We start from the raw sequence: 17,361 nt of genomic DNA on the forward strand, positions 1-17,361 counted from the left end.
TCCGACAGGGGGAGGAACTGCGGTGACGGGCATGGAAGTTGCACTGGTCCGGCTGGCGACGACGGTGCTCGGCACGGTGGCCAAGTCACTGCTCACGCCGAAGCCCGGCGCGGGACTGGTCCCGGACCCGGTGCGCCCGCTCCCCCGCCCGGCGAAGCCGGACCGGCTGGCGAAGGTGCTCGGCGGCCGGCTGGAGGCCTCGTACGCCGGTCTTCCGGAGTACGAGCGGCTGGCGGCCGTGGAAGCGGTGAAGGACACCTTCGCGGCGGCGGGCGCGCTGACGGCGGACCGGCTGTTCACCGTGAACCTCGATCCCGGGCGGCTGGCCGCCGGGTTCCCGAAGCCCCCGGCCGGGCTCTCGGAGCGTGCGGCCGGGCTGTACGGAGAGCTGCTGGACCGGTGCTGCGCCCATGTGGTGGAGCAGCTGACCGCGGAGCCGTCGTTCATGGCGCGGGCGGCGGTGGAGCAGGTGCGCGAGGCCGGACGGACCCGCGCGCTGGTGGAGGACGTACGGGACCGGCTCGGCCCGCGCCCGGATGCGGCAGCACTGGACTTCGAGCGGCGGTACGCGGAGTTCGTGGCCACGACGCACAGCCGGATGGGCCTGTTCGGGCTGACGCTGGGACGCTCTGCGGGCGAATGGCCGCTGGAGACGGCCTTCATCAGCCTGTCGGTGAGCAGCGAGGCCGTCCGGCAGGACGGGATGGAGCACCCGGCCGCGGTGACGGTCTCCATCGAGCAGGCGCTGTCCGGGACGAGGCGACTGCTGCTGCGCGGTCCGGCCGGTTCGGGGAAGAGCACCCTGGTGCAGTGGCTCGCGGTGAACACCGCCCGGCGGACGTTCGGCAGTGAGCTGGCGGACTGGAACCGCTGTGTGCCGTTCGTCCTGCGGCTGCGCGCGTTCACCTCGGACGAGAGGCTGCCGGGCCCGGAGGAATTCCTGCGCGCGGCGGGCGTTCCGCTGCACGGCGCGGCGCCTTCGGGCTGGGCGGACCGGCTGCTCTCCGAGGGGCGCGGCCTGGTGCTGGTGGACGGGGTCGACGAGGTCCCGATGCGGCTGCGCCGGCGTACCGAGAAGTGGCTGAAGGACCTGATCGCGGCATATCCGGAATCCCGTTACGTGGTGACGACCCGGCCGTCCGCCGTTCCGGAGAGCTGGCTGTCAGGCTCCGGATTCGAGGCGCACTCCCTGCTGGCGATGGGGAAGAAGGACATCCGCGCCTTCATCGAGCACTGGCACACGGCCGCGCACTCCGAGTGCGTCTCCGACGAGGAGCGCGAGCGGCTCGACGGGTACGAGGCTTCCCTGTGGCGCGCCGTGGGGACGCGGCGCGACCTGGGCCGGCTGGCGACGAACCCGTTGATGTGCGCACTGCTGTGCGCGCTGAACCGGGACCGCCGCACGCAACTACCGCGCGCCCGGAAGGAGTTGTACGACGCCGCCTTGGACATGCTGCTCGTGCGGCGCGACACGGAACGCGACATCGTCGGGGTCGAGGGCGTCGACCTGACCCGGGACGAGCAGACGGCGCTGCTCCAGCGGCTGGCGTACTGGCTGATCCGCAACGGGCAGGCGGAGGCCGACCGGGACGAGGCCCTGGAGATGGTGACCGAGTGGCTGACGTCGATGTCCCAGGTCCAGGGCAGCCCGCAGGACGTGTTCGCACACCTCCTGATCAGGAGCGGGCTGCTGCGGGAGCCCGCGCCGGGGGCGGTCGGGTTCGTGCACCGGACGTTCCAGGACTACCTGGGGGCCAAGGCGGCGGTGGAGGCCCGGGACTTCGGGGTGCTGGTCAAGCACGCGCACGACGACCAGTGGCACGACGTGGTGCAGATGGCGGTGGGCCACGCCCGCGCCGAGGAACGGGCCCGGCTGCTGCGGCAGTTGCTGAAGCGCGCGGCCCAGACCCGCAAGCACCACAACCGGCTGGTGCTGCTGGCGGCGGCGAGCCTGGAGCACGCCCCGGAGCTTGATCCCGCCGTACGGGCCGAGGTCCAGCGGCAGACGGCGGACCTGCTGCCGCCGCGCAGCCGCGAGGAGGCGAAGGGGCTGGCCGCCCTCGGGGAAGTCGTCCTCGAACTGCTGCCGGGGCCGGAGAAGGTGCCGGATGAGTCGGCGGCGGGCTATGTGGTGCTGACGGCGGCCCTGGTGGGCGGCGATGCGGCGTACGAGGTGGTGAAGCGGTACCGCGACGACGAGCGGGATGCGGTGACCGTCCAACTGGCCAACGCGTGGGATTCCTTCCCCACCAAGCTCTACGCCCGCGAGGTGCTCGCGGCAAGGCCCTGGAGCAGGTTCCACGTATCAGCGGCGACCGCGGAGCAGATGGCGGCTCTGCGATACGTGCCCGAGGCCCGCGCGATCCGCTTGCAGGGCGCCCACGCGGACCTCTCCCCACTGGTCCTCCGCCACGGGATGGAGAAGCTCTTCGTCTTCGACAACAAGGACCTCACCGACATCACCCCGCTGGCCTCTATGCACTCGCTCACCGAGGTGGGACTCAGCCTGTGCCCCGAGGTCCGTGACCTGAGCCCGCTCGCGGACCTGCCGCTGACCTGGCTCACCCTGAACCGGCTGCATCCCGACGTGGTGGCCGAGCAACTGGAGCCGTTCACAGCCGTGCACACGCTGACCCTGGGCCACCGATTCCGGGCCGACAGCATCGGTGAACTGCCGCTGGGCCGACACCTCAAGTCGCTGACCCTTCTCTGGGAGGCCAAAGCCTTGAGCCTGGAGGGAATCGAACAGTGGACCGAGCTGGAACAGCTCGGCCTGCGCAGTCTGGCGCAGCTTCAGCAACTGTGCACGACACGGGTCTTCGGCCGCCTGCATCGCCTCAGCCTGGAGTTGATGGTGGGGCTGGACCTGGCTGAACTGACCGGCCCGGCTTCCCTCCGCACGCTCACCCTCAACCGCTGTCACCTCCAGCACGGACTGGAACCGCTACAGGAGCTGTCCGCACTGACGCAGCTCACCCTGTACGACCGGCCCGAGGCCGACCCGTACGACCTGACCCCCCTGGCAGATCTCGACGCCCTCACGATCACCCTCGGCAGCGACACACCGACCATCGGGGACGACCTCTTCCCACCGGAGCGGATCATCCGTCTCCGCTAGCGGCCCTCACACCCCCGCCGCCCCCAGCAACTCCCCCGCCGCGTACGTCACCGCCATCGCCAGCGCGCCCCCGCCCATGTTCCGCAGCACCGCGGGGCCCACCGACGCGTCGCCCAGGCGGGCGCTCCACCAGCCCGTCAGGGCCAGCGCGGCGAGCACCGAGAGCACCGTCACCAGCAGGCGTAGCGAGGTCGGGGGCAGCACGATGGCCAGCAGCGGCAGCAGCGCGCCCACCGTGAACGCCAGGAAGCTGGCGCCCGCCGCGTGCCAGGGGTTCGTGAGGTCGTCCGGGTCGATGCCGAGCTCCACCTCGGCGTGGGCGCGCAGCGCGTCGCGTTCGGTGAGCTGGACGGCGGCCTCGCGGGCGACCTCGCGGCTCAGGCCCTTGCCCTCCAGGAGCCCGGTGAGCTCGGCGAGTTCCGCCTCCGGGGTCTCCTGGAGCTCGCGCTTCTCCGTGGCGAGCGCGGCCTTCTCCGAGTCGCGCTGGGTGGAGACCGAGACGTACTCGCCCGCGGCCATCGACATGGACCCGGCCAGCAGCCCGGCCAGGCCGGCCGTCAGCAGGGTGCTGCGGTCGTCGGTGGCCCCGGCGACGCCGACGACGAGGCCGGCGGTGGAGACCACACCGTCGTTGGCGCCGAGCACGGCGGCGCGCAGCCAGTTCAGCCGCGCGCCCATGCCCGTGCTGTGCGGTTCGTCGTGCGCCTGGGGATCGCTCATCCGGGGATGATCTCACCTCGGCGGCCCCGCCGCGCCGAGCCTCGGGTCAACACCCCGTAGGCGCCAGCGAGCGGACGTCCTGCGCCGGAATCCGTCGCAACGCCTTCTTGCCGGCGACCTTGAGGGTCACCGCGGCTCGATCGCTCAGCACCAGCTCACCGCATACGGTGCCGGCGTTCGTGGAAACGACGACCGTCGGGCCGGCCGGCTTGGGCTTCTTGTCCTCCTTCGCCGGAACGACCCAGGTCACCGCGATGGCCGCGACGACCGCCACGAGGCCGACGACCGAGCAGCGACGCGCGGTGGCCAGGACATCCTGGGTGCGCTCGACCTCGTCCAGGACGGCGGTCAGCAGTTCGTCCCCGGTCAGCCAGGTTCCGTTCCCGAGCTGCCCGTGCGCGGCGCGTACGGCGGACAGGGCTCCGGTCAGCAGCAGGAGGAAGGCCAGGACGAGCAGCAGCGCGGTCGTCCAGCGCCAAGCCGCGGACATCCCGGCCACGCTGTCCGGCCCCTTGAGGACGAAGACGACTCCGATGAGCCCGGTCAGCGCGGTCAGCCCGTTGCGCCAGCCCTCGGCCTGCTTGCGGACGGCCGTGAGCTGTTCCAGCCCGAGCTGCTGGCCGAGCTGGGCGAACCGCTTCCTGGTCAGGTCTGTCATGGCACCGGCACATCCCAGAAGGCGCCGCAACCCGTGTCGGGTGACTCGGCAGGCCGTTCCGGATGCGGGAACCCGCACTGGCAGTAGACGAGGATGCTCCCGGTGAGCTTGTCCGGGGTGTTGCCCCGGCCGAGGAACCGCCGCCGCCCCTTGTGCGGGCCGAGCAGCCCGTAGGCAACGCGGAAGACGCTGCTCGCGTGGCAGTTCGGGCACGGGCCGGTGACCGTGTACCAGCGGCCGTCTGCGGAACGTACGACCGCGGGGCTCCCGGCGGGAGCCAGCTCCTGTTCGCGGAACGGTGTCAGATCATGCGCGGGCGGCATCCGGTTTCCTCTCGTCCTGTGCGGGGCGGTAGGGCGTGGCGGGCGGGGTCGGTGCCGGGGCCGCGGGGTACGTCTGCGGCACCTCCAGGCCGAACACTCCGGCGTACAGGCGCAGCCGCTCCACGACCCGGTCCGTGGTCCATTCGAGCTCCCGCGCGGTGACCGCGACGCGGTCGCCGGACACGGGGCCGTGGAGTGCCGGGGCGCGGCCGGTGTACTCCTCGGTGAGCAGGATCAGGTCCTGCCACAGCGGGATGTCGGAGAACTCCGGTCGCTCGACGATTAGTTCGACACCGAAGGGCCGGTAGAGCGCGAGACGGTCCCAGGCACGGTCCATGGGCCAGCCGAAGCGGGCGGCGACCCGCAGCAGGTCGATCGGCGCGACGGGCCGGTCACCGGCCAGGTCGTCGTCGAACATCGCGCTGTCGTGCGGGGCGGGCCGCCAGTTCGCCCACTCCGAGTCGGCCGCGTCCGTCCGGGGCTGCCACGGGCTGCCGAGCGGGGCGAACCGGCTCAGCGCGTCCAGGCTCTCGCCAAGGGTGCTCTGTCCGGTGGAGCCGTGTCGTGCCAGGTCGGCCGCACGGGGTTCCGGCAGCCACCGGACTTCCCCCGAGGTCCACTCACAGCTGGCGTTCGCGTCCGCGGAGCCGACGATCACGTCGGACAGGGTCTCGGGCAGGGGCTCCAGCATGGACTCGACGCCCAGCAGGGGGGCCAGCGCGGTGAGTTTCGCGTAGACCGCCGCCAGCGGAAGGCGGCAGGCGGACGACACGGCGAAAGCGTAGGCGGAGTCCACCCGGGGCGGGCCCCCCGGGTTGTCGACTCCGTCCAACTTCCACGACCAGGGCATGAACAGCTTCATGTCCTCCTGCGGGACGCCGATCCAGTCGTCGACGAACCCGCGGGCACGGTCGTCCACGAGCCCGGATTCCGCCAGGCTCCTCAGCGCCTCTGCCATGTCCGCGCTGTCCGCCTGCGAGGTCCGCACAGCCACTGCGATCTCGACGAGAGGCGCGAGATGAGGCGACTCGCTGGGACGGATCACGTACGGCTCGTATCGATCGACGGGCGTGGACGGGTCCGCCACCAAGGCCGCTTCCAGCTTGGTGAAGGTACGGTCCTTCATCCCCTCCAGGTCGGGCAACGCCAGGTCCATCTCTGCGAAATAGGGTGCGCAGCGCTCGTGGACCTCACCCACCGTCATCGACGTCCTGGCGGCCGCCGCCGCCCAGAGTCGCGGGGGCGGGCCGAGGACCGGGTCTCGCCCCCAGGATGTGCGCTCGAACGCGCGGTCCACCTCCGTCCACGCGGCGTCCGGCTCGGTTCGGTCCCGGGTCTCGGCCATCGCGACGTTCTGTGGCAGCCCGAGCCATTCATACCGTCGGACGATCTCCTCGAACTCCTCCGGTGACGGATGGTTCTCAAGCCGCTCCCGCGGTTCGTCCCCCGCGAGAGCGGGGTGCAGGGACAACACCTCCAGCTCACGCGTGGTCGCCTTCGGGCCCTTCGGGACCCTGTCGAGCTCGATCCGCAGCGGCGGCACCGAAAGTCCGGCCGTACGGAATCGGGCGACCCTCGTCAGCGCCTCCGACCACGGGAGCCGGGCTCTGACCGATGCGGTGCGCAGCACGTACAGCGCCCGGGCGAGTCGCTCCTGCTCGTCCTCACTCACCTCATCACCGCCCGGCGGCAGCAGGCAGCTCGTGTCAACAGCGAGCAGCTCGCAGTCCGTGGCATCGAGTTCAACCGAATGAGTGGCCTCAAGATCCTCGACAGCGAGGACTTCCAGACCGGCGATGGCATACCTGCGGAGGCGGCGAAGGACCGCGCCGACTGTCATCGGCCGCTCCCCGACGCGTGGGAGCACGGCCGCCAGCAGCTCGACGCTCTCTCCGTACTCACCCGCGACCACTCTGCTCTCGTAGGGCAGCGGCTGCGGATATCCGGCCAGCGAATCCGGCGCCACCACGCCGATCCACCGGGCTTCGACAGGGATACGCGCCGCGCGGAGGGCCGCCACCCGCCAGGCCAGCAGTCCGGGCAGCACCTCTTTGAAGTAGTTGTGTTCGAGACCTCCGGTCTTCTCGCCCCGGTGCAGCACGAGGTCCATCGGAAGGCAGCCGATCTCGCGCATGGCCACGCCGGACCGGTCCCAGCTGGTCGTGCTGGGCACCTCCGCATCGGTTTCGAAGAGCCTCCTGAGCAACGGCTCCGCGGATCCGGGATGGCTGTGCGAGAAGTGCCACAGCCACTCCACGCTGAACCAGGAGGGGATGTCCATGTGTTCCGTCAGGGCACGGACCCGGGCCGTCAGCCCGTTCTTGTCGTGGCTGAGAATGCGGGTCCGGCTCGCGTTCAGCTCCGCGGCGTGGGTCTCCCTGAGGTCGACCACCTGCCCGAACATCCGGCCTTCCCGTCCGTAGGCCACTTGGGAGAATCCGTCACCGGCACCCAGCCGGTCGTCCTCGGAGGGCGTCCAGATCCCGTCCGCGAGCAGACAGCCCCGGCCGTGGACCCACCAGGTGTCGCGGTCGGCCCTGACCGGGCTGGTGTGGTCGCCGTTGTAGTAGAGGACGTCCTTCTCCCACTCCCTGACCACCTCGCCGTCCTGCTCGACCCGCATCGCGAAGTCGCTCCGCCACACGTACTTGGCCAGTTCCGCGGCCACGTCGACCTCGTCGTCGTTGAGATGGAGGCGCACCCTGGTCCCGCCACCGAGCTGTGACACGTCGCTCTCCCTGATTCGGAAGAGGCTTCCGCTGGACGCGATGTCCACCCGCAGGCCGCGGCCCGACTCCGGGCGGCCGAATTCGTCCGTGACCCGGGTCCAGATGCTGATCTCGTCGGCCAGCATGAAATAGCTGAACACCCCGATGCCGAAGCGGCTGTTCGCGAAGAGCTTGAGTTCCGGGTCCACGGCCCGCCAGCGGGCCTGCTCCCTCCGGTACTCCCTGGACTGTTCGAACCGGCGCCCGGCTCGCGAGAATGTGCCGCGCAGTGCGGTACGGCTCATCCCCACGCCGTTGTCCTCGCACTCCACGTAGGCGCGGCCCTGCTCGTCGACGCCCTGCCGGAAGACGATCTCGCCGTCCCACCGCTGCTCGACGCCCTGTTTGAGCGCGCCGTACCGCACCCGCGCCCTTCGGTAGCGGCAGGCGTCCAGCGCGTTCTGGTAGAGCTCCCGAAGCGCCAGGGCCCGGTCCCCGTACAGCTGGGGGCCCATGAGGAGTTCGCGCATCTCGTCCTCGGCGAGGCTGAAGCGCATCAGCGGCAGCTCGTAGGCGTCACCGCCGTCCGCGTCGTACCTCGGCCTCAGCCTGCGGCAGGTGACGCGCTCGGGGAGGAACGCGAGCGGACCGGGGAGCTCGCCCGGTACAAGGTGCTGCCCGATGTGCTGCACGGCCTCGTCGGCCCAGCCCGTCAGTGTCTCCATCGCGGCGTGAACGGCCGGGTGCGGGCAGGGCAGGTCCAGATCGAGGCCGGTGCCGAACCGCTCCCTGGACCAGCGCAGGTCCTGGACCGCGCTGACCGCCTGCGCAGGAGCGAGGCCGTCCGTCACACCGATGTTGTCCACCATGACGCCCGGCAGGTCCCGCAGATCTCCGCCGAGAAGCCCCGCCAGGCCGATGAGCCAGGACAGCTCCCTCGGCCGCCACTGCTCCGCGGGACCTGCCGGGGGCTGGAGCTGCGACGGCCGCTGCGGCCCGTCCACGGCTTCGTACTCACCCGCGTACGGCTGCGCCGGGGGGACAGCCGTCTGACGGCAGACCCGCAGCACCTCGCTCAGGAGCTCCTCAGACCGGGAGGAGCCCTTGTCCGCCTCCAGGATCGCCTCGGCCAGCGGGCTCAGCAGATTCCGCCCGAACCTGTGCCACAGCTCCTCCCTGCCCAGGACATGACGGTGCATCAGCCAGGCGGCGACGGCTTTCGCGTCCTCCGTGGCACCCCGGTGCGCGAGATCGCGTCCCTTGCGCCAGATCAGCGGGTGTGCCGCGTAGGTGTGTTCCAGGTCGATCCGGTGTGGGTCGTCTCCCAGCGCGCCCGTCGCCGGTTCGAGCCGGAAGGGTTCGGCGCCCGCCAGTTCCTTGATCCCCATGGCGTACACGGCCTCACGGACGAACGGCGCCGCCATGAGCACCGCCATTTCACAGGGGTCGAGCAACCGGCCGCCCTGGGTCGCCGACGGGGCCAGCAGGGGGCGCAGCCCCTTCAGCAGGACCCGCACCGGATAGCTGTCGTCGGCCCACGGGTCGGGGACCTCCGCCATCGCCAGTGCCCGCAGCCGGGCGCAGTCGTCGGTGAGCCGCGTCAGGGCCCGCTGGAGAGAGCGCCTGCGGTCCTCGCCGCCCTCGGCCGCGGCCCACAGGTCCGGGTCCAGCACTGCCCGCGACCACTCCTCGTGGAGGATCTGTCCGGAGCAGAGCTGGACCCCGGAGATCGCGGCGGGTCCGCTCGGCGCGTACTGCGGGTTGGGCCGCTGTACATGCTGGGCCGACCGGGCGAGTTCGGCGGTCCTGCGGGTGCTGTAGGAGATGACGTCCCCCACGGTCCGCGGTGAACTCTTCTGGGCGAGGGCCTCCGCGAGTGCCCGGGTGAAGTGACTGCCCTCGTGCTCGTCCGAGCCGCAGGTCTGGCCGGCCGCGCAGCCGAAGACGACGGCGACCCGGTCGCGCCACGAGGGGAAGTTGGCCGCAGGACCGCCCAGGCAGGGGGCCGCTTCGGAGTCGGTGTCCCGGCAGGCGTCGACGGTGAGCAGGACGGTGCCGGCCTTGCAGCCCTTGAGCAACGTGGTCAGGTCGAGTCCGATCAGGTTGTCCACGTTGACACGGTGGGGCTCGGTCGACCAGTCCAGCTCCGCGTCGGCGGGCACCAGGTAGTCCGATCCGTCCACCGAGATCCCGTGGCCGGTGAAATGGATCAGCACGGTGCTGTCCTCCGGGGCCGTGCAGCAGACCTTGCTGATGGCGCTGGTGATTGTGGCCTTCTGCGCGGGGCGTTGCGGGTCGAGCCCCAGGATCTCGACGCTGTACCCGGAGGAGCGCAGTGCGGCGTCCATCAACTCGACGTCCTTGGCCACCACGTCGGCCAGGCTCGGGAATTGCTGGTGCAGTACGTATCGCGGTACCGCGATGAGAAGCGCCTGCATGCTGTCGCTCACGGCCGTTGCGACCTCCCCGTCGGACCTGTTCGGTGCCGATCACCCTGCCACAGGAAGGGCGCCGGTCCGACGGGTTCGGCCACAACGGGTCACCAGACCCTTACCGACCCACCCGGGGCGAACGCGGGGCTGGTCGCGCCCGCTGGAACCTCCTTCAGGGGTTCGGCGATCTCCTGGACCGTCGGGCCGACGGTGGCGGCGATCCGGTCAAGGGCGGGCAGGTCGAATCCGTAGACGCGGGCCGCGTTGCCGCCCGTCATCGCCGCGACCTCGGCGGGCGGGAGACCGGCGTACGCGATGCGCAGGCCTTCGCGCGAGTAGGGGGCGGTGCCCTCGTCGTGCGGGTAGTCGCTGCCCCACATGATCTTGTCGAGGCCGATCCGGTCGCGCAGCGGCACCTCGTGCGGGCGCATGAAGCTGGCGCCCACGTAGCAGTTGTCGCGCCAGACCTCGCTGGGAGGCGCGCCCATCGAAGCGGCTAGTCCCGCACCGAACTTGGACTCGGCGGTGGCCGCCCGGGTCGCCGCCGCGACGAGGCGGCCGTGGTAGTAGTCGAGCATCTCCACGATGCCGGGGATCCAGCCGGATCCCTGTTCGGTGAGGACCAGTTTCAGGGCGGGGTGGCGGCGGAAGGCCCCGCCGAAGATCAGGTGCCACAGCGCCCGGTGCGAGAACCAGGTGGTCTCCACCATGAAGACGGCGCGGGCCGCGGGTTCGTCGCCCAGCGGCGGCGAGGCCGAGCCGCCGTGGTGGTTGACCGGGACGTCCAGCTCGGCGCAGGCCGCCCAGAGCGGGTCGTACGCCGGGGAGTGCAGCTCCGGGACGCCGGAGCCGGGCGGGGCGCCGGGCAGCAGGATGCCGCCGGTGAGCCCGGCGTCCTTGGTGCGGCGGACCTCGCGGGCCGCCTCCGCCGGGTCGTTGAGGAGGATCTGCGCGACGCCCGCGCGACGGCCGGGCGCGGCCGCGCAGAAGTCGGCGAGCCAGCGGTTGTGGGCCCGCAGCCCGGCCCAGCGCTGTTCGTACTCCGCCCGGGAGGGGGCGGGCGCCATCAGGGAGGCGGAGGGGAAGAAGGGCGGGATGGTGTTGGGGAAGACGACTTCCGCGACGATGCCGTCCGCCTCCAGGTCCGCGAGGCGGCGGTCCGAGTTCCAGTTGCGGTCGGCGGTGTCGGCGACCAGGTCCTCGTACGGGTTGACGTAGGTGGCCGCCCAGGCGTCGAAGTCGTCGTGGTACGCCGACTCCAGGTACGGCTTGTAGTCGAGGAGGTCGGCGCCGGCGTGGCAGTCGGCGGAGATGACGGTGTAACGGTTCGTCATGACGCCCCCAGGACCGGGAATTCGTGGTCGGTCAGCCAGTGCCGGCCGACCTCGCGGGAGCGGGCCCATGATGCCTCCACCGCCGCCTGGTCGGTGCTCTGGCCCAGGTCGGCGGGGGTGGGGCCGATGCGGGCGGCCACGGGTGCGAGCTTGTCCGTGTCGAAGCCGAAGACCTCGGCGGCGGCCAGGCCGAGCATCCGGCGGGTCTCGGTGACGGGGATGTCGTGGAAGGTGTCGCGCAGCCAGTTCGCGGTGTTCGGCCAGGTGCCCTCGGGGTGCGGGAAGTCGCTGCCCCAGAGGATGTTGTCGACGCCGATCTCGTAGCGCTGGGCGAGCTCGCGGCGTTTGGTGTTGGTGGCGCAGATGAACACTTGGCGGTCGAGGTACTCGTGCGGCGGGCGCTTCAGCTCCGCGAACGGGGAGAGCTTCTTGCCGCCGTGGGCGCCGAGGTAGAGGCGGTCCATGAACCAGAGCAGGTTCGGCAGCCACCAGCAGCCGGACTCGGCCACGCCGAACTTCAGCCCGGGGTGGCGTTCGAAGGCGCCCGACCAGAGGAGGAACCAGAGCGGGCGTGAGGGCCACCAGGTGACCTCGGAGACGTAGATGCCGAGGTGGTCGCCGTACTCGTGGCGCGGGGCCGCGCCGGAATGGGTGACGATCGGCATCCCGGTCTCGGCGGCGGCGGCCCAGACGGGGTCGTAGCGGCGGTCGTGGTAGGGGGCCTTGTCCACCCACATGGAGGGGATCATCAGGGCGCCGAGCCCTGATTCCTTGGCCCGGTGGATCTCCGCGACGACCCGGCCGGGCTCGCCGGTGACGGGCAGCAGGGCGACCCCGCAGTGGCGTTCGGGGTGCTGGGAGACGAATTCCGCGAGCCAGCGGTTGTGGGCCTGCGCTCCCGCCATGCCCAGCTCGGGGTCCTGGTCTCCGGAGAGGCCGAGGCCGACGCCGAAGGGGGCGGCGGTGCGGCTGTCCACGGCGTCCGCGTCGGGGAAGACGACCTCGGCCGCCACCCCGTCGCCGTCCAGCTCCTTGATCCGCTGGGTGGAGTCCCAGCCTCCCCTGAGCCCTTCCTCGTTGTCCTGGAACCACTTGTCGGCGAAGGCCTCGTTGCGGACCCCGAGGCGGGTCATCTCCTCGCGGCGGCGGTCGCGTCCGGCGAGGAACTCGTCGAACTCGCGGTGGAAGCGGCTGTCGAGGTAGGGGCGGTACTCCTCTGTGGGCAGTCCGGCGTGGCAGTCGGAGGAGATGATCAGGTACGGGTCGTCATCGGTCATGGCTCACTCCTCAGTCGAGTCAGTCGAGAATGAAGTTCTCCAGGTACGACGGGTTGGACCGGTCGAGCATCGACTGCGACCTGGCCCGGATCTGGCTGTCGCTGCGCTCGCTGTCGGGGAGCATCCAGAAGCGGTCGGCGCGGATGCCGTCCACGACGGTCGCGGCGACGTCCTCCACGGGGGTGAACTCCACCTCGTGGCCCGCCGCTTTCATCGCGCTCTCCCACTGGTCGAGGCTGCGGTACGGGGTGCGGCGCGGGCGTTCCTTGGCGTACCGCTCCGGGCGGTTGCGGTGCGACTCCCACAGTCCGGTGCGGAGCATGTGCGGGCCGGGGAAGAGGACGGAGGCGCCGACCGCCGCGCCCTCCGCCCGCAGGTGCGCGTACAGCGATTCGGTCATGGTGACGACGGCGGACTTGGTGACCGCGTAGACGGAGGCGGTGGGCAGCGGGGCGATCCCGCCGTCACCGGAGGAGGTGTTGACGACGTGGCCGGGGGCGCCGCCTTCGAGCATGCGCGGCACGAAGGCCTGGATGCCGTGGAAGACGCCCCAGACGTTGACCGCGAAGGCCCACTTCCAGTCGTTCGGCTCGTGGTCCCACATCCGGCCCTCCGCACCGGAACCGACCCCGGCGTTGTTGCACAGCACGTGCACGGCGCCGAAGGTGTCGTAGGCGGCCTCGGCCAGCGCCCGCACGGAGTCGCGTTCGCTGACGTCGACCTGCCGGGCCAGCACCCGTGCCCCGTCCTCGCGCAGTTCGCCGGCGGCCTTGTCGAGCGCGCCCTCCTCCACGTCCGCGAGGACGACGTTGAGCCCCTCGGCCGCGAACCGGCGGGCCATGGCGAGGCCGATACCGCTCGCGGCCCCGGTGACGACGGCCGTCTGGCCTTCCTCCAGCCTCATCGGACGCTCCCCTCGGGCGGTCCGTCGTGGATCTGCTGCGGATCGTCGTAGCGCTGGTGGACGTACGGCAGCAGCGCGTCGGCGCTGACCCGCTCCACGGCCCTGCCCTGCTGGTCGCTGGTCTTCTCCCCGATGGTGACTTCGAGCAGGCTGCGGACTGGCAGGTCCGCGACCGGGTCGTACACCGACTCGCGCAGCACCACGTCGCCGGTGATCCGTTCCAGCTTGCGGACCTTCTCGTGCCGGGTGCAGTGGATCAGTACGGGTCCGGAGTCGAAGCCGTCGCCGTCCACGGCGGGCAGGAACTTGAAGTAGAAGTCGAGCTTGGTGGTGGGTTCCGGCAGCGGGAGCGGTCCGTCGACGGCTCCCCGGATCTCGACGAAGGCGATGCCGTGGCGGACGAGAGCGGCCCGGACGACGAGTCCCTCGCGCTCGACGGTCACCTCGCCCAGCTTCTTCGGTTCGCCGAACACCTCGCGGCCGCCGGTCAGCGCCCGCTCGTGGGTCATCGGCATGACCAGCGGGTACCAGCCCTCGTGCCCGTCGTGCACGGCGGCGACGGCGACGGAGCCCGCGCCGAGCGGATAGCCGGGCAGGTCGACCTTGCTGACGCTCGCCCGGACCAGCGGGCGCCCGGCGGGTTTCAGGGGCGGCGGCAGGACGGCCGCCACCGCCTCGTGGTCGCTCTCCCAGACGGCGGTGACGCCGGTCGACCAGATGTCGGGGAGCCTGGAGCGGGCCTCGCGGGATGCCGCGATCTCGGCCTCGGTGCGCGCGCCGTACCGTACCCGTGCCATGCGGTGCCACCTTTCTGCGTCGTCCGTGTCCCGGCTCTCCGCCGGGCTCTGTAACACAGTTACACCGGAGACGATGAAGGGTAAATAGCCGTGCGTGTAACGGAGTTCTGGACCTGGAGGAGCTGTGGCGCGATCGGCGCTGACCCGCGAGGAGGTCCTCGTGGCCGCCGCTGGACTGGTGCGGCAGCACGGCCCCCAGACCCTCACCATGCGGAAACTGGCCGCCGAACTGGGGACCGCCGTCACCTCGATCTACTGGCACGTCGGCAACCGCGAATCGCTGCTGGACGCCCTCGTGGAGCGCACCGTCCAGGAGATGGGCACCCTGCGCCCGGCCGGCCGGGACCCGGCCGCCCGGATCGTCTCGGTGGCCCGCGGCCTGCGCCGCGAACTGCGCGCCCGGCCGCATCTGATCGCGATGGTCCACGAACGGGGACTGACGGAACGGATGTTCCTGCCGGCGCAGCGGGCGCTCGTCCACGAGGTGCACGCCGCCGGGCTGCGCGGCGCCCGCGCTGCGGACGCGGTACGGGCGGTGCAGTTCCACACCGTCGGCTTCCTGCTGGTGGAGCGGAACCGGGAGCGGTCCCCCGTCCAGTCACCGGGCGAGGGCGATCTGTGGGGCGAGTCGACGGCGGGCGGCGATCCGGCGCTGGCCCGCTCGCTGGCCCGCCCGGCGGACCCCGACCGGCTGTTCACCACCTCGCTGCGGGCGCTGGTGGACGGGCTGCTGGCGGGCTCGGGACCGGCGGAGGGGGACCGGGAGTGACGGCCGAATAGGGGACTGTCGGTCGCGGCCCGTATTCTCTGTGACCATGCTCGACGACCGCCAGACCGCAGCACCGTGGCCGACCGCCTACCCGCAGGGGTACGCGGTCGTCGACGTGGAGACCACCGGCCTCGCACGGGACGACCGGATAATCTCCGCCGCCGTCTACCGCCTGGACGCACAGGGCAACGTCGAGGACCACTGGTACACCCTGGTCAACCCGGAGCGGGACCCCGGCCCCGTGTGGATCCACGGGCTGACCAGTGACGTGCTCGAAGGCGCCCCGCTCTTCCCAGAGATCGCAGGCCAGCTCTCCGAACGGCTCACCGGCCGGGTCCTGGTCGCGCACAACGCCGCCTTCGACTGGTCGATGCTCGCCCGGGAGTACGCGCGCGCCTCGGTGATCGCCCCGGTCCAGCAGCGGCTGTGCACCATCGCGCTCTCCAAGGAGCTGCGGCTGCCGCTGCCCAACCACAAGCTGGAGTCGCTGGCCGCGCACTTCGGGGTCGTACAGCAGCGCGCGCACCACGCGCTGGACGACGCCCGGGTGCTGGCCGAGGCGTTCCGCCCGAGTCTGCACGCGGCGGCGGGCGGCGGGCTCAGGCTGCCGCTGCTGGAGTGCCGGCCGCTGACCGAGTGGTCGGACTCCCCCGTCACCCCCCGGATCGGCCACCAGGCCTCGTACGGCGGCGGCCAGACCGGCTGGCGTCCTTCGCGGAAGCGTCCGGCCTGCCCGTATCCCAACCCGGGACGGTACGAGAAGAACAAACCTCTCATGCAGGGCATGCGGGTGGCGTTCTCCGGGGACACCTCGATCGACCGCGAGCTGCTGGAGGACCGGGCGGTGGAGGCGGGGCTGCATGTGGCGACCAGCGTCTCCCGGCTGACCAGCCTGCTCGTCACCAACGATCCGGACGCGGCGACGTCGAAGACGGTGAAGGCCAAGTCGTTCGGCACCCCGATCCTGGAGGAGAGCGCGTTCACCCATCTCCTGCGGGACGTGGCCGAGTCATCGAAGGGCTCGTCGGCCACACCGTCATCGGAGTGAACCGGGGGCGACTCGCCCGCCCGCCGCTCGCCCGCCGCCCCCTCGCGTCCCACCCTGTGGCGCATGGCACGTTGCGAGGTATGCGGAAACGACTACGGGATGTCCTTCGAGGTGCACGCGCAGGGCGCGGTGCACGTCTTCGACTGCTTCTCCTGCGCCATTCACCGGATGGCGCCGATCTGTGAGCACTGCCGGGTCCAGGTCATCGGCCAGGGCGTGGAGGTCGACGGGCACTGGTTCTGCGGCGGTCACTGCGCCCGCGCGGAGGGGAAGGTGGGCATCATCGACAAAGTCTGAGCACCGGACAGCCGACCCCCTCCGCGATGCACCCCATGACGCGGTTGTACCGTCATGGGGTGTACCGCTTCCTGTTGACCCGGCAGTGGCTGATCCTCGCCCTCCTCGCCCTCGTCATGATCCCCACGATGATCGAGCTGGGCTTCTGGCAGCTGCACCGGCATGAGCACAAGGTCGCGCAGAACGCCCTGATCTCGCACAACCTCAAGGCGAAACCTGTTCCGGTCGCCGCGCTCACCTCGCCCGGCCACGTCGTCCCGCGCTCCGACTACTGGCGCGCGGTGAAGGCCACCGGGACGTACGACGAGAAGCACGAGGTCGTGGTCCGGCGCAGGACGTCCACCGACGGCTCCATCGGCTTCCACGTGCTCGTCCCGTTCGACCTCAAGGGCGGCGGCACGGTCATGATCAACCGGGGCTGGATCGCCACCGCCGACGACCAGCGCGCCTTCCCCGACGTACCGGCCGCGCCGAAGGGCGAGGTGACGGTCACCGGACGGCTCAAGGCCGACGAGACGACGGGCAGCAGCGGCATCAAGGACCTCTCGGACCTGCCGGACCGCCAGGTAATGCTGATCAACAGCGCCCAGCAGGCCAAGCTGCTCTCCCGGCCGGTGCTCGGCGGCTACCTGGAACAGACCGGACCGGTGCCGTCCGGCGGCAAGCCCGAGCTGATCGAGGCCCCCGACGACAGCTCCATCGGCCCGCACATGGCGTACGCCGTGCAGTGGTGGCTGTTCGCCGCCGGGGTGCCGGTCGGCTACGTGGTGCTGGCCCGCCGGGAGAAGCGCGACCTGGTGGCGGCCGCGGCCGAGGCCGCCGGGGCGCAGGACTCCCCGGCCGAGCCCGGGAAGCCCGAGCCCGCGAAGGCCTGACGGCGTGTCGGGCCCGCGCGGCGCCGTGCCCGGCGTGCGGGACCTTCCGGCACCGTCGTCCGGCGGGGTGACTCCCGCCTCCCGTCGGACAACGCCTGCTT

General features: G+C 71.4%; 13 protein-coding genes. 5 read left to right on the top strand and 8 right to left on the bottom strand.

Features of this window, described 5'->3' with window-relative positions; all coding sequences use genetic code 11:
- Positions 1-31 precede the first annotated feature (31 nt).
- Positions 32-3,118: an NACHT domain-containing protein gene (locus ACFVQ0_RS30745; RefSeq protein WP_390092464.1), complete on the top strand. Its 3,087-nt coding sequence runs from the start codon at positions 32-34 to the stop codon at positions 3,116-3,118.
- Positions 3,119-3,124: 6 nt separating this feature from the next.
- Here the strand turns inward: ACFVQ0_RS30745 and ACFVQ0_RS30750 are convergent, their stop codons facing one another.
- From ACFVQ0_RS30750 to ACFVQ0_RS30785, 8 genes are all read right to left on the bottom strand, one after another.
- The gene (locus ACFVQ0_RS30750) at positions 3,125-3,838 is read right to left on the bottom strand and encodes a VIT family protein (protein ID WP_390092465.1); all 714 of its coding nucleotides are present in this window, start codon (positions 3,836-3,838) and stop codon (positions 3,125-3,127) included.
- Between the two features lie 46 nt (positions 3,839-3,884).
- Positions 3,885-4,496: a hypothetical protein gene (locus ACFVQ0_RS30755; protein WP_390092467.1), complete on the bottom strand. Its 612-nt coding sequence runs from the start codon at positions 4,494-4,496 to the stop codon at positions 3,885-3,887.
- Complete coding sequence (locus ACFVQ0_RS30760) at positions 4,493-4,819, bottom strand: hypothetical protein (RefSeq protein ID WP_390092468.1); 327 nt, start codon at positions 4,817-4,819, stop codon at positions 4,493-4,495. Before ACFVQ0_RS30760 ends, ACFVQ0_RS30755 begins: the two co-directional genes overlap by 4 nt.
- Positions 4,803-9,977 (bottom strand): caspase family protein, encoded by a 5,175-nt coding sequence (locus ACFVQ0_RS30765; protein WP_390092469.1) that lies wholly within the window; start codon positions 9,975-9,977, stop codon positions 4,803-4,805. The genes ACFVQ0_RS30760 and ACFVQ0_RS30765 overlap by 17 nt, the downstream gene beginning before the upstream one ends.
- 89 nt (positions 9,978-10,066) lie before the next feature.
- Positions 10,067-11,293: an amidohydrolase family protein gene (locus ACFVQ0_RS30770; RefSeq protein ID WP_390092470.1), complete on the bottom strand. Its 1,227-nt coding sequence runs from the start codon at positions 11,291-11,293 to the stop codon at positions 10,067-10,069.
- Positions 11,290-12,570 carry an amidohydrolase family protein gene (locus ACFVQ0_RS30775; protein WP_390092471.1) on the bottom strand — a complete coding sequence of 427 codons (1,281 nt, stop codon included), beginning with the start codon at positions 12,568-12,570 and terminating at the stop codon, positions 11,290-11,292. Before ACFVQ0_RS30775 ends, ACFVQ0_RS30770 begins: the two co-directional genes overlap by 4 nt.
- A 19-nt stretch (positions 12,571-12,589) precedes the next feature.
- A complete protein-coding gene (locus ACFVQ0_RS30780; protein ID WP_390092472.1) occupies positions 12,590-13,474 on the bottom strand; it encodes an SDR family NAD(P)-dependent oxidoreductase in 885 nt (294 codons plus the stop codon).
- On the bottom strand, positions 13,471-14,271 hold the full coding sequence (locus tag ACFVQ0_RS30785; RefSeq protein ID WP_390092473.1) for an acetoacetate decarboxylase family protein: 801 nt from the start codon (positions 14,269-14,271) through the stop codon (positions 13,471-13,473). The genes ACFVQ0_RS30780 and ACFVQ0_RS30785 overlap by 4 nt, the downstream gene beginning before the upstream one ends.
- A 124-nt stretch (positions 14,272-14,395) precedes the next feature.
- Between ACFVQ0_RS30785 and ACFVQ0_RS30790 the strand changes: the two genes are divergently transcribed.
- The 4 genes from ACFVQ0_RS30790 to ACFVQ0_RS30805 all read left to right on the top strand — a co-directional run bounded on the left by ACFVQ0_RS30790 (position 14,396) and on the right by ACFVQ0_RS30805 (position 17,260).
- Positions 14,396-15,040: a TetR/AcrR family transcriptional regulator gene (locus ACFVQ0_RS30790; protein WP_390092474.1), complete on the top strand. Its 645-nt coding sequence runs from the start codon at positions 14,396-14,398 to the stop codon at positions 15,038-15,040.
- A gap of 40 nt (positions 15,041-15,080) precedes the next feature.
- Positions 15,081-16,088, top strand: coding sequence for a DEDDh family exonuclease (locus ACFVQ0_RS30795; protein ID WP_390092475.1), 1,008 nt, complete (start codon positions 15,081-15,083; stop codon positions 16,086-16,088).
- A gap of 63 nt (positions 16,089-16,151) precedes the next feature.
- Positions 16,152-16,385, top strand: coding sequence for a hypothetical protein (locus tag ACFVQ0_RS30800; protein ID WP_078852816.1), 234 nt, complete (start codon positions 16,152-16,154; stop codon positions 16,383-16,385).
- Between the two features lie 59 nt (positions 16,386-16,444).
- Positions 16,445-17,260, top strand: coding sequence for an SURF1 family protein (locus ACFVQ0_RS30805; protein ID WP_390092476.1), 816 nt, complete (start codon positions 16,445-16,447; stop codon positions 17,258-17,260).
- The last annotated feature ends 101 nt before the right edge of the window (positions 17,261-17,361 follow it).

Source organism: Streptomyces sp. NPDC057900 (genome assembly GCF_042887885.1).
Lineage (GTDB): Bacteria > Actinomycetota > Actinomycetes > Streptomycetales > Streptomycetaceae > Streptomyces.

Excerpts from the sequence above, each read along its gene's own strand:
- ACFVQ0_RS30745 (WP_390092464.1), top strand. The coding sequence starts at position 32 with ATGGAAGTTGCACTGGTCCGGCTGGCGACGACGGTGCTCGGCACGGTG.
- ACFVQ0_RS30750 (WP_390092465.1), bottom strand. The coding sequence starts at position 3,838 with ATGAGCGATCCCCAGGCGCACGACGAACCGCACAGCACGGGCATGGGC.
- ACFVQ0_RS30755 (WP_390092467.1), bottom strand. The coding sequence starts at position 4,496 with ATGACAGACCTGACCAGGAAGCGGTTCGCCCAGCTCGGCCAGCAGCTC.
- ACFVQ0_RS30760 (WP_390092468.1), bottom strand. The coding sequence starts at position 4,819 with ATGCCGCCCGCGCATGATCTGACACCGTTCCGCGAACAGGAGCTGGCT.
- ACFVQ0_RS30770 (WP_390092470.1), bottom strand. The coding sequence starts at position 11,293 with ATGACGAACCGTTACACCGTCATCTCCGCCGACTGCCACGCCGGCGCC.
- ACFVQ0_RS30775 (WP_390092471.1), bottom strand. The coding sequence starts at position 12,570 with ATGACCGATGACGACCCGTACCTGATCATCTCCTCCGACTGCCACGCC.
- ACFVQ0_RS30780 (WP_390092472.1), bottom strand. The coding sequence starts at position 13,474 with ATGAGGCTGGAGGAAGGCCAGACGGCCGTCGTCACCGGGGCCGCGAGC.
- ACFVQ0_RS30785 (WP_390092473.1), bottom strand. The coding sequence starts at position 14,271 with ATGGCACGGGTACGGTACGGCGCGCGCACCGAGGCCGAGATCGCGGCA.
- ACFVQ0_RS30800 (WP_078852816.1), top strand. The coding sequence starts at position 16,152 with ATGGCACGTTGCGAGGTATGCGGAAACGACTACGGGATGTCCTTCGAG.